This window comes from Microbacterium sp. 05N427, from assembly GCF_056397105.1.
On the sequence record NZ_JBFTMT010000020.1, the window covers coordinates 1 to 12782 of the forward strand.

Consider the following 12782-nt stretch of genomic DNA (forward strand, 5'->3'; position numbering starts at 1 on the left):
TGATGCTCACTGGCCAGATGTCGGTGTCGCTGTTGTTGGTGATCGTGTACTCGAACCGGATGATATCCCCCGGGTACACTGGCTTCCCATTTCCCGGGGCTGCGCCTGTGGTCAGGTCCGTCACTGTCCCCGTCGCAGTGAAACACCCCCTCACACCCGGCAACTTATCGCAACGTGTCACCGACGAGGGCCCGAAACGAACCCCTGCCGATGCCGGCGCCGCACCCGCGACCGCCACCAGGACGGCGAGACCAACGACGACCAAACCAGCCCCTACCCGGCCCCGCACGCCCCGGTGGCGGGTAACGCCGGGCAAATTGCTATGCGCCGCGAACCAACCCATCCACTCACTCCGATCACTCCACTCACCCACACAAACCGCCACTGGCTGTAACAAGACAAAGACAGCCGCCCACCCAAATATGACGGAACGGGTGGCGAAAGGCCCCGGTCTGCCGGGTGAAGTTCGGGTGTGAAGCGGATGCTCTGTCGTTGAGGCGGGCCTGCGGAAGGCGGTTCGCAGAAGGCCGACGATGAGCCTCCCTTCACGCATGGCACGGTCTCCGATGCGGACCTGCACCAGACCTGTACGCAACAAACCCGGCTGACGCTAACCGATATATGCGAACTTGCCGAGATGGCCTCCGTTCGTGTTAGGTTCCGATTCGCCAACTTGAGGGGTAGCTAGGTGAGTGACGACGTAATCGATGGCCTTGCGTCATCTGGGCGCCTGATGAAAACGGACACGAGCGGCGTCCGCTCGGGGCGGCGCAGTCCTGGAAACTGTGAGCGGAAGAGATGACAGGTGATCGGCCCGACCCTTTGTCAGACTTCGTTTCAGTCGCATGCGGCGATGCGAACCCAGCACTCTTCTTCTCTGAGCGTCCAAGCAAGATCGCTCAAGCAAAGGCGTTGTGCGGAACTTGTGCTACACGTTTGGCGTGCTTGGCATGGGCGTTGGGCAACAACGAACGATTCGGGGTCTGGGGCGGCCTGTCGGTAGAGGAGCGAGATCGCCATACCAGGGAACTGGTCGACCGGGGCAGGGCCTTGGACACTCTGCGGGATAGGAGATCTGCCCGCGACTCAAGCATCCGGCACTTGAAGGAGTCAGGGCTTTCAACCAACGCGTTGGCATCAAGATACGGTCTCAGCGAACGCACGATTCTCCGCATCTCGACGGCGGAGTTGACGCAATAGGACAACTCATGTCCTCCCCGGGCACCGGCAAGGCGCGGCCACCCGGCTCAGTCGTGGGCCTGTTGCCCTCAGCGCGAACCCTCTTCGAGCTTGCGAAGTTCGGACCGCAAACGAGGAACCCGTTCTGAAGCGACGTCACGTACTTTTGGGGCTACGAGGGGAGGAAGTTCCCTGGCCGACGGTAACTGCGTCACGGCATCCACGATAAAGCTGTTCACCCAGTCCCGTGGGGGTGAGTCCGCCGTCCAGGGCTCTGGTCGCCATGAGGGATCCGCCAGTGGATCGAATCCGAACCGGGTGACCCGTTCCTCAGCTGCAGCTTTGCCAGCCTGGTCATTCAAATACTTCCAACGTTCGAGCTCTCCCAGCTTGGCATGGTCCTCGTCGCGCCATTCGGGATGCCGCAGTGAGAGAACCTTCCCCCAAACAATGAGGACAAGCCCGAGGGCAAGAGGGACTACCGGCCATTCGAGACCGAACCAAGGGTGGCCTCTGCCGAAGAGCGCCCCAACACCCATGATTAGGAAGAGGATCGCTGCCACGACGACCAACACAACCGCGCCTAGGTACACCGACGATGTGGCGCGAAAGGCAAACGTGGGCTTGCCGTCCAAGTGGACGCCTGTCGCGAACCGCCGTTGCTCGTCTTCGGTGATGGCGTCGAATGCTCGTTGACGTTCGGCCTTCCAGACCGCTTCGAACTCCGATGTCTTCCGGTCGTACGCATCAGCGTGGTCGAGCGCACGAACCATCCACGCGTTGAAAGCTTCTCCGTCGGGCGTCTGTCTCCACAACGCGAACGTCGCGCGCCGTTGCTCCTGAAGTGCTTGCTCTTGCAGATCTCGCGTTTGTCGTTGAGCTGAGGCGGATTCTTCCGCGGCGCGGGCCGCTCGCTGTAGCTGATGCGCTCCTTCGCGTTGCCATTCGGTGGCGCGGGCGGCTTCATGCATGGTTCGCTCGGCCGCTTCGCGCGTCTTGCGGATGTTTCGATGATGCTCGGATTCGACCACGGCTGCCCCTGGATTGCCATCGGAGAGTTGCTCTTGCTAGTCATCAATAGCATATGAAACTTTCGGCTGGTGGACTCACATCCAGGGAAGGTGAAGCGTTGACATGTGCCCGGTTCCGACGAGATTCTCCGCCGCCTTGCCGTGCACGTACACCGGATTCGTCTTGAACGTGGGTTGTCCCAGGAGAACTTCGCGCACGAGCTCGAGCTGCATCGGGCCTACTTGGGCTCAATCGAGCGAGCGGAACAGAACGTCACGCTCAAGACTCTTGCCGTCCTCGCGCATCGACTGGGAGTGGACCCCGTGGAGTTGCTGAAGCCGATCGGCTGACCCGGCATTTCAGCGTTGCGGTTGCGGGGTGTTGAGCGCTCGCCTGGAGCTGTGACTTAGGGGGGGCTGCAAACGCCGGGGATGCGACCAGGGCTGGCCGCTTGCTGAGAGCTGCACCGTGCGTGTGGTGAAGGCGGACTCACCTGAATCTCCATTGATCCCTTCGGACGCCTCCGCGTCGATCGCTCGGGTCAAGACCGCAACTTCATCTGGTCATTGCGCAGGCGGCGCAGTCGTTCTACCGAGAGTACGACTCTTGCGCGCTGAAACCGCTGTCCTTGAGCGCGCCTTGACCCAACGTCTTGAGGAATGACGCGAGGCGTACCGCCAAACTCCATCTGCACAATACGGCCATCGAGTGCGATGGCAGCGCCATGGCGGGACGAGACCGGGCTGCTGGGAATCGGCGGATCCCGATCCCGGCGAACACGATCAGGTAGGCGCCGATCGGGACGATGGTGCACCGTCGTCGCTCGTCCACGCGGCCGTGCTCTGCACCGCGGTGAACAGCGTCATCAGGGCGCCGACAGGTGTCCACTTCGCGTTGTTCGTGAACGTGTCGCCGAAAACACCGGAGACGCCGAGGGTGCGGAGCAGGATCAGCACGAATGTAGCGCATGCGCCCCACGGCGTTGACCGCGCCGGAGAACCGCCTGCGCGAGCCCGAGGAACCAGTGAGACCCGACCTAGACCCGATCAAGTTCGCATGGATTCGAACAGAAGCAATGTCGCTCAGCCGAGATCCGCTGAGCGAGAGGCGAGTTAGACGCGGGTGGTGGGCGGGTGAGAAATTGCCGTAACGCAAAACTGGAGAAGATTCTGACTAAAGATCAGTTCACGATTGGGGAGCACTCATCTGCGTTCCGGTTCTGCCTAAGCGGGGGAATGAGTGGTCGTCAACTGTGAAAGGGCCTAGGAATGATGATAGCGAAAGCCAGTTCGGTTCCACCGCAGTCTGACCTTAGGTTCCGTGTTGACCACGTCGGCTTTCGTTCAGTTGTAGCGATGGCAGCGACGGCTGGCGTGGCAGCGGCGGCAGCAACGATCACCTGCACGGTGCTCGCCTATCTTCTCTTCCGCGCCACCGGGCTTCTTCAGGCGCTCGATCAACTGTTCACCACGCTTAGCGGTGAACCCGCAGATCTCATGAGCGACAGATCCTTGTTTGTGTTCGTTGGGATCGGAGCCCTCACCGGAGCAGGCGAACTCGCGGCTGCTCTTGTCTGCGGTGTCATTGGTTGGGTCGCACTGCGGTTCTTTGGGTCATCAACAGGCGGACTTCCTGTGCGATTCGCGCGCTACGGCAGTAGTCGAGAGAAGATCTGAACACCGAAGCGGTAGGAAAGCGAGAACATCAAATGCAGAGAGCGGACCCGGGACGGGGTCCGCTCTCTGCTGCGGTCAGGCGATCTGGAACGCCATCGCACCGCATTAGGCACACGAGACAAAAAAACTAGTGTGCCCGCGGTTGCAACTGCTCTGGGTAACAGGCAACGCGCTTGGTAAGACTCCACCAGACCGCGGTAGGCGTCTGGCTGACTTGATGCAACATCGCCGGTCAGCTAGTTCTCGGATCACCTCTAGATCACCCGCGCAGATCCCCCATGTCACCGGTGCGGACCCGTAGGGTCGCGGAGTGAGCCAGTGCAACCTCGGGGGAGGCGTGCTGGCCATGCTTAGGCGAGACGCTGAGGCTCACCAGTCAGAGGGAGCGTTCGCTTTGTCTGCAGCGCACTAAGCAGGATGGGGAGGAACCTGAATGGTGGATGATGATGATCCGTATGATCCGAACGAAGCTCTGTTTGAGCTCAACTCGGCCATTGATGCCGGCGACGGTGATCGAATTGGCGTGGTTGCCGAGAAGTATGTCTGGGTGTTGACGACCCACCACTATGATCGGCTTCTTGACGCGTTCGAGACAATGCCGATAAGGGTGCTCGAGCGGCATGACGTTCTAAAGCTTGTTCATCCGATGGCGGCTGCGATGTCGCGAGCAAATCCTCAGGTCGTACCAGGTCAGAGCATTCTCGATCTCGAGAGCATGACCGATCGTGAGCTTGACGAATATCAGTTTACGCAAACGATATCGAGACGGTTGAACGGAGATATACACGCGGCAACTGAGATAGCTGCTCGATTGGATGAGCGGCTAGTCTCGTCAAAGCGTCCGGCGGCTCCTCGCGGGGCATGGCCTGTTCCCCAGTATCGCTTTCAAATCGGTCTCACATATCTTCTGAATGGGCAGATCGACCGGGCGCTGTCTTGCTTCAGCACTGCTCGACAACTTGCAGAGTTGGACACGGAGAACCACGTTCAGCGGGATGCGTCGGCAAAGGCAGCGATCGCACATGCGTTCCGTGGCTCCATCGAGCAAGCTGAACGGGAGCTGCATCGTTCCAGATCGCTCCCGTTGGCGCCTTTGTTCTTCGCTGGTTCCATGGAAACCTCTGAGAAGATCGCTGATTCTCTCATTCAGGTCGAGAAGATGTCGCCGATCGCGGATAGTGTCGTTGATGCTCTTGAGCCGCTAGACACGCCAGACGAGCTTTGGCCGTTTGTCGCGCTCGCTCGCGCCCGCCTTGATCTTGCTCGCTCGCGACCGGCTGACGCACTAGATTCTCTGACAATTGCTTTCGATACGCATAGGTGGCAAGCGGGAACAATCGCCGATGACATACGGATCGCACTTACGGCTGATGCTTTTCTTGCTCTGGGGGAGCCGGGCGCCGCAGGGGAGATCTGTAGTGAGATGACTGCCGCGATGCAGCTGAGTCGGCTTTCTGATATCCGCGTTATGATCCACAGCGGTGATCTTGCGAGAGCGGCTCGCAGTTGCAGGGCGTTAAGTAGTGCTCGCGATGTTGGCACTGCAGTGCGGATGGAAGCGATGACACTGCTTGCTTGGATTAGCGTTGAAATCGACGGTTCAGTTGACGAAAGTGCGGCCCGCATGATCGCTCAAATCGCGGACGGGGCACAACATCAACGTATATTCACGACAGTTCCGGCAACGTTGATCGATTCGGTAGCGGCTGCGCTTCCCGAGAACTTGGCAATAGACTTTCGATCAAGCGTGGCTGGGACCAGGTTCGGCCATGAACTCCCGAGTAGGCCTAAATTCACGCCTAGTGAGGCGAAGTTGTTGGCGGTGATAGGGCAGTACGAGACTACTGCGCAGATCGCGAATGTGCTGTTTCTGTCTCCAAACACGGTGAAGACGCAGTTGGCCTCGATCTACCGAAAACTGGGTGTCAACAACCGAAGTGACGCCGTTGCAACGGCAACACGGATGAACCTAATTCCCGTTGTTTAGAAGATCTGCAAAGCCGCGAAGGAGTAGGTGAAGTACGGTTGGGGCTCAACTCGAGCTTTGACTTGCGTTTGGCTTGCTGAGATAGTAGTGAATCCGCGTAACCAAGGTAAAAGGACAGGGCATGGACATGAACGAGACATCGGCCTTTATCATCCTGTGCGAGATGTGCCGTGATGTTTGATGCCAAGTTCTGTCCTCCGAGGAAGCGCGCCGGGCATGTATCTCGGTCTCGATGCATCGCCAGAGCGAATGCATCAGGCGCGCAGATCGTGACAGTTGTAGCTCCTGTTGGTTTCGGCAAGTCAACTCTGCTTTCAGAGTGGTATGAGTCCGAACCTCATTCGCGTGGCTGGGTTCGCCTTGAGCCCGTGGATGACGACCCAGCGGGCCTACTCAGCATCCTCGTATCAGTGTTCGTGGGAGCGACAGGCTCCGCGATGCAATCGTCGTCTCTCTTGATTGACGGCGCTTCGGATCCACTCGGCGTTGGAGCGCCCTTGCTCGCGGCCGCATTCAGGCGAGCGGATCAGAGCTTCTCCATCTTTGTGGACGACGTTCACGTTCTCAGGGATCCAGGCTGCGCTGATCTACTTGATATCATCTTGGATTCGGTCCCTGAAGGATCCAAGTTTGTTCTCGCAAGTGAGAGTGAGCTGGCCTTTTTGAGCCGGCAAAGACACGAGGGGCGCACGTTCGACATGCGCTTCTTTGACTTGCAACTTGACAGGGCGGGTGCGCGAGTAGTTGCCGAGAGCCATGGCCTTGTCGTTTCTGAGGGAATCCTTGACGGGTGGGTGTCCCAGTGCAACGGTTGGCCCGCGGGCATCTTTCTACGTGCGCTGCTCGAGGCGAAGGGGCAGGCGAGCGACCCCGAGGACGGTGGGGGAGAGGTTGCAGGCTATCTCTTCCGCTCGTATCTGGAGGGTTTGCCTGAAGGCTGTCAGATGTTCCTCATGCGTACAGCTGTCCTCACGAAGCTGTACACCGACGTATGCGACTTTTTGTTGGAGTCAACAGAATCGTCGAGGTGGTTGAAGGAGGCCAGCGAACGCGGCTTTTTCGTTACTCCAGTGTGCGGTGAAGACGAGGTCTTCCAGTGCCAGGATGCGTTTCGTACGTTCCTTCTCGAAGAGCTCATGTTCAACGACCCACAATCGGCGGACAAGCTCCATCTTCGCGCTGCCGGCTGGTTCGCTGCACGAGCGGAGTACGCCGTCGCGATCGAGCACGCCCTGCAGGCTGGTGAGGATGTGTTCGCTGCGAGGCTCGTAGCGAAGACTGCGCTGCGTGCGTACCAACGCGGCGAGGTCGCGCGGCTCGAACGGTGGCTCGCGCGTCTGAGCGATCGAGTTCTGCGAGAGTCACCGTGGACAACGGTGGTTGCGGTCTGGGTGGCGATCCTTGAAGGAGATGTCGACAATGCACGGCGGCGGGCGACCATTCTCTCGGAAGTGGTGGGAGACTCGACGGGGATCGAAGTGGCCGCGCTCCGCTCTCAGCGGGCGATGCTAAGGGCAGCAACACGTATCGAATCGATTGAAGCGGGGCTTGAAGCCGCGGCCTTCGCTGCTGCCTATGAACCTGAGACAAGCGCTTGGCGTGACCAGGCGATCCATCTGCACGGCGTGATGTTGCAGCTATCCGGTGATTCGGATGCGGCTCAATTGGCGTTTGAGAAAGCACTTTCGGTCGCCGGCCGCATGGACAACGCCTACGTCGTTCTTCTCGCATCATCTGATCTTTCGATGCTCGCCATCGCTCGTGAGGATTGGGACGCTGCTCGAGACCATGTCGCAGTAGCTATCGGGACAGTGGCGAGCCATGACATGAATGGCTATGGCCTGAGCGCACTTCCGATGGCGATCGCTGCTCGGATCGCCGTTCAGCGAGGCGCGCACGCGGACGAGCTCATCCAGCACAGCATGCGCGTACGCGAGCGAACGACCTTTCTACTGCCTGTTCTGGCGGTGCAGGTCAGGCTCCATCTCGCGTACGCGCTCATCGGTCTAGGCAATGTAGCCGCTGCGCACGCGATGCTCGACGAGATCGTCGGAATCCTGCAATACCGGCCTCAACTCGGCACACTTCGAGACGACGTCAGAACGCTGATGGACGTTCTGGTGGAATGCACGCCAGACGATGGTGGAGCACCGCTAGATCCCCAAGAGCTCCGCCTCATGCCTTACCTCCAGACGCATCTCACACTCGATCAAATCGCCGGCCGTCTCCGCCTTTCTCGTACCGCCGTGAGCACGCAGATGGCATCCATCTATAGGAAGTTGGACGTCAGGACGCGTTCTTCAGCCGTCGAAAAGGCCAAACAGCACGGGATGCTTGGCGGTTGAACCACGCTCGACCAGCCCCGTATGGCAGCAACCAATCGGGCAGAGACGGGTGACAATCGGGTGACATTTCGCACGCGCCAGCTGGCCGCACCGGACGTGGCTAACGTTGATCGCTGTGAGTCCCCAGGACTGTCGTGGGTGTACGCATCTTCGCGTTTCGCACCATGCTGCCAACACGGTTCCAGCTAGGCACAACACCGAGCGATTCATGGACCTGCCGCCAAGCGGCATGCAGGGACCTCATCGAGACGACATGGGCCACAGCTAAGGAGTGACGTTCTTGGGTGAGCACTCAAATCTCTTGATCACATCCCTTGAGCATGCAAGCGCCACCGAGCCTCTACGTGCTGCGCGGGTACTGTCATGGCGAAGTTCGCCGACGGGGACACGTCCGGTTCAATTCCTGGCAGTGGATTGGCAGCCAAACCGGTCGATGCGCTTGCGTATCTATCAGGGAGGGCAACTCACATCGAGGTGGGGAAAGGCTGTGCTCGAATCGCCTATATCAGGCAGGCCAGTAACTGGTTCCTCGCACGACGGACCTGGAACTGGCTTGCCGACGTTCCCAGCTCCAGGAGACACCGCCGACGACGCACGTCGACTCCTGAGGCAGTATGGTGTCTCGGGCCAGCTGGAACCTCAAGCCCTTCTTCGATCGATTGCCGAGATCTTCAACCACTGGACCCTGACAGACGAACAGCACCGTCACCTGCTGGTTCAGATCCTGACATGTGAAGACATCCAAGTACTCAATTGCGATATCGATGCGCTTGGCCGTGAGGTGCTTCGCCTGGGCGTGGAAGAACGCGGGTACCGTCCAGGCGGCGCCATCTTGGTTTCGATGCGCACCCATCGCATCGTGGGCTATGAGCTCGTCCGGCGTGTTCGCCGTTACAGCCGTCCAAGGCTCCTAGAGTTTCGGCTCTGGGGCTGGTCGTGACCATGCGTCCGTGGCCTCGGGCGAGCAGTTGAGGTAGCTGTCCACCGATGTGTGATTGTGTCATCCCCTGAGTTTCCAACACGACCAGACAGACTTCACGAAGTCGAGCTAGATCTAGGGTGGCGGCCAGAGCTTCAATGGGTGATTGGAAGGTGAACTTCGATGTCGTTCCTTGCCCGCGCTCCCGGACGAAGTAACGTCAATTTCGGGAACTCAGTGTTCCACGGTGAAAGTCAAGAGGGCCCCGAGCCGCTGCATTCCCTCCCCGGCAGTTCGCGGCTCGGGGCTCTCCAATGACCGATGGAGCTCCACGCAAGACCTCCCTTCGCGGCTTGTACAGCACTCATGAAGCGCGGCGTGGCGGCCTGGGTCGCAAACACTATCTCGGTGAGGGAGCACTGCTGCTCCTCTCCCGGCGCGGTGGACAGGTATCAGTTGCTGCGTAGGCAGGGGCGATCCAACTCCTCAGGTGACACCAATTTGGCCTGAATCAGGTGATGCCCGATCTGAGTAGGAGGCCTAGCTTGGGTTCGCCGCGTTCAAGGGGAGCGCGGAGTAGCGGGAACGCTCCAAACCTGGGTTGAAGCAGGAGCGGATCTCGCAACGGAGTCGTGCCACCCGAAGCGCACGACCCCTACCCTCATCCGTCGAACCCGCAGGCGGGTGGTGAGAGGACAACACCGTGCCCATCCAAGTTCTCAAAGACCTCGAAACCGCGCGAAGGCAGCTGAAAGACGCGCTTGCCAGCGGGCAAGACGACCTGATTGCCGCCGTAGCAAGTGAGCACGCGTGGACTCTTCTCGTCCACGACTACGAGCTTTTGAGCATCGCCCTTGAGCGGATACCAATCGGCGGTATCCATCAAGACGACGTCCTGTTTCTTGTGCATCCCGTAGCCTCCACGCTCGCTCGAGTACATGTGGGCCAAGACACATCGAACCGGGGCACCATACTGAAACAGAGTGCGCTCACCGACGCGCAGATCGACGAGAAACTCACGACGCAGATGGTCGCTCGACGACTGAGAGGCGACGTGACCTCGGCGGGCGAGCTGGCCGCGCGCGTGGAAGAGCGAATCCTCAATCCACGTCCGTCGCGGCAGAAGGACGACGGCCCGGTGCCGCTGTTCCTCTTTCAAGCCGGCCTCACGTTTCTGCTTGCGGGCCGAGTCGACAAGGCTCTCAAAACCCTCAGCATCGCCCGTCAACTTGCCGAGCATGACGGGCAAAACCACGTACAGCGGGACGCCGCAGGCAAACTAGCGGTCGCGCATGCCTTCAAAGGCTCGATTCATCTCGCAGAGATCGACCTCGCAAGGTCACGTGAGTTGCCCTACGCGCCCCCGTTCTTCGCCAAGTCACTGGAGCGCACTGAACGCACAGCGGATGCGATGATCGAGGTAGAGAAGCACAGCCCAGGCGCCGAGGAACGAGTCGAAGCACTCGAACCCTTTGACACCGCAGACGAGCTATGGCCATTCATGACGCTGGCACGTTCGCGCTTCGAACTTGCCCGCGGTAATCCAATCGACGCGCTTGACGCCGTCACCCTCGCATTCGACACACACGTCTGGCAGAGCGGCTCCCTAGCCGACGACATCAGAACCTCGATAACCGTTGACTCGTTCGTCGCACTCGGGGAAATAGGTAGCGCGGCCGCGGCATGCCGGGACATTAACCCACGAATGGTTCTTAGTCGCTTGGCCCGCATCAGAGTGCTCTTGCAAAGCGCCGACATAGTGAAGGCAGCACGAGAGTGCCGCGCCCTTTGTGCGTCATCGGTGATATCTGCTGCCGAACGGGACGAGGCGATCGTGCTGCAAGCGTGGAGCAACATCGCGATCGAGGGGACCATTGACGAGGGGCATGCGCGAACGATCCTCCAGATCGCGACCACCCGCCAACGTCGGAGAATCTTCGCCCACGTACCTGCCTCGGTGCTCGCCACGATGACGTCACGGCTGAACGCATCCGAGGGGGCACGGTTTTGCGAAGCAGTCTCAGACCTTCACTCCGCACCCGAAGGCGTTGCCCGCCCGAAACTCACCCCCGGAGAGCTGAAGGCCCTGCGGGCTCTCCGTGAAGATCTGACAACCGTRCAGATTGCCGAAGCGCTCTTCCTGTCCCCCAACACCATCAAGACGCAGCTGTCCGCCGTTTATCGGAAGCTGGGCGCCACCAACCGGATGGACGCAGTCGCTCGAGCGGCCCGGCTGAACCTCTTGGAATGATCGACATCGGCTCAACACCCCACTCGCGGGCGGCCTCCCTATACGCGGCGGCCGCCCCACTGCGGTGGCTGCCTGTTCCTAGTGGCCGAGAATGCCGCGGAGATGGATGTCATTTCTTGCTTCGCGATGAATCGCCACAATAGCGGACTTCAGCGCATGATTGGGCAATTCGACTCTGTCGTACTGGATAACAAAACCGTTCTCGTCAACAGCTGAAATGCTCACGAGCGAGTTGCCTCGTTTGGGGAGGGCGGCGCTAGGTCGGGGAGCGCGAGAAGGTCTCATGTCGAGATGGTATCCGTTTGCAAGGTCCTCCTTCGTCAAGAGCTGGTGCGCGTCAAGGTGATGCTCGGGCTTCTCGAGGATGAGATCTCCGGACCGCTGCGTTCTGATGCTGGGTTCAACAGGGTGATCTTCGGGTGATATTGGGGCAATGATCTGATGCCGGTTCGGCGAGCGTTAGTGTCTTTCGAGGGGAAAGCAGCGTCACAAAGGGGATGCGGTCGCGACTATGAGTATTGCCCACGCAACGACCCATCGCCGGGCGTCGGTAAGAAGCGTGATTGGCGAGATTCTGCTCACCGTCGGCGTTATCGCGATCCTCTTCCTGTCGTGGCAACTTTGGATCGGTGACGCGCTCATGAGCGCCGCCGCCAATAGTCAGGGAAAGTCGATCAGTGAGAAATGGGCCCAAGGTCAGGCTCCCGCCCTACCTCCCATCGTTAGCAAGGCCAGTTCCGCAGGCGAGTCGACTCGAGGCTCTGCRGTTGAGCCCCTTCAATACTCGCCACCAGCAATGATTCCGCCTGAAAATGGTATTCCGTGGGGTGCGCAGATGCACGTGCCGCGCTGGGGTAGCGACTACAACGTGCAGATAGCCGGCGGCGTGACCAAAGCGGACACACTTGATCATGGCTGGATCGGCGTCTATCCAGGGTCGGGGATGCCGGGGCAGCCAGGCAACTTCACTATGGCAGCCCATCGGACGACATGGGGCAAGCCGTTCAATCAGCTTGACAAGCTGCGGATCAATGACGCGATCGTGATTGAGACTGCGCAAGGCTGGTATACATACCGATTCCGTACACTGGAATATGTTACGCCCGACAGCGTTGAGGTCCTGAACCCTGTGCCTCAGCAGGCAGTGGCATCACCGAATGGCACCTACATCACGATGACCGCGTGTTCACCGATGTACTCGATGGCAGAGCGTATCGTTGCATTCGGGGTGTTCGATAGCTTCCAACCGCGCGCATTAGGCCTGCCGTCCTCGCTGAAAGACCCGGTGCAGTGATGTACGCCGCGCTTTGGCGAGCTCTGCCTGGCCTATGGCCGTTGAAGCTTATCCTGACCGTGCTGCTTCTGGCAGTGGTTCTCTACTGCCTCTATGCCTTTGCCTTTCCATGGGCTGCCG

The 12782-nt window shown here is 59.7% G+C and carries 9 protein-coding genes; 7 read left to right on the forward strand and 2 right to left on the reverse strand.

Going from position 1 to position 12782, the window contains the following annotated elements; translation table 11 throughout:
* Nucleotides 1-798 precede the first annotated feature (798 nt).
* On the forward strand, nt 799-1200 hold the full coding sequence (locus AC1DG4_RS16695) for a WhiB family transcriptional regulator (RefSeq protein ID WP_477420477.1): 402 nt from the start codon (nt 799-801) through the stop codon (nt 1198-1200).
* Nucleotides 1201-1268: 68 nt separating this feature from the next.
* On the opposite strand, the gene AC1DG4_RS16700 is transcribed toward AC1DG4_RS16695, so the two are convergent.
* Nucleotides 1269-2210: a hypothetical protein gene (locus tag AC1DG4_RS16700; RefSeq protein WP_477420475.1), complete on the reverse strand. Its 942-nt coding sequence runs from the start codon at nt 2208-2210 to the stop codon at nt 1269-1271.
* 105 nt (nt 2211-2315) lie between these two features.
* Here AC1DG4_RS16700 and AC1DG4_RS16705 point away from each other — a divergent pair, with 105 nt between their 5' ends.
* Nucleotides 2316-2540 (forward strand): helix-turn-helix domain-containing protein, encoded by a 225-nt coding sequence (locus AC1DG4_RS16705; RefSeq protein WP_477420473.1) that lies wholly within the window; start codon nt 2316-2318, stop codon nt 2538-2540.
* 432 nt (nt 2541-2972) lie between these two features.
* On the opposite strand, the gene AC1DG4_RS16710 is transcribed toward AC1DG4_RS16705, so the two are convergent.
* Nucleotides 2973-3146 carry a hypothetical protein gene (locus AC1DG4_RS16710; protein WP_477420471.1) on the reverse strand — a complete coding sequence of 58 codons (174 nt, stop codon included), beginning with the start codon at nt 3144-3146 and terminating at the stop codon, nt 2973-2975.
* 315 nt (nt 3147-3461) lie between these two features.
* Here AC1DG4_RS16710 and AC1DG4_RS16715 point away from each other — a divergent pair, with 315 nt between their 5' ends.
* The 5 genes from AC1DG4_RS16715 (at nt 3462) to AC1DG4_RS16735 (ending at nt 12662) form a co-directional block, all read left to right on the forward strand.
* A complete protein-coding gene (locus tag AC1DG4_RS16715) occupies nt 3462-3866 on the forward strand; it encodes a DUF3566 domain-containing protein (RefSeq protein WP_477421359.1) in 405 nt (134 codons plus the stop codon).
* A 433-nt stretch (nt 3867-4299) separates the two neighbouring features.
* Nucleotides 4300-5853 (forward strand): helix-turn-helix transcriptional regulator, encoded by a 1554-nt coding sequence (locus AC1DG4_RS16720; RefSeq protein WP_477420467.1) that lies wholly within the window; start codon nt 4300-4302, stop codon nt 5851-5853.
* 368 nt (nt 5854-6221) lie between these two features.
* Nucleotides 6222-8198 carry a helix-turn-helix transcriptional regulator gene (locus tag AC1DG4_RS16725; RefSeq protein WP_477420465.1) on the forward strand — a complete coding sequence of 659 codons (1977 nt, stop codon included), beginning with the start codon at nt 6222-6224 and terminating at the stop codon, nt 8196-8198.
* A gap of 1622 nt (nt 8199-9820) precedes the next feature.
* Nucleotides 9821-11368, forward strand: coding sequence for a helix-turn-helix transcriptional regulator (locus AC1DG4_RS16730; RefSeq protein ID WP_477420463.1), 1548 nt, complete (start codon nt 9821-9823; stop codon nt 11366-11368).
* A gap of 559 nt (nt 11369-11927) precedes the next feature.
* A complete protein-coding gene (locus tag AC1DG4_RS16735; protein WP_477420461.1) occupies nt 11928-12662 on the forward strand; it encodes a class E sortase in 735 nt (244 codons plus the stop codon).
* The last annotated feature ends 120 nt before the right edge of the window (nt 12663-12782 follow it).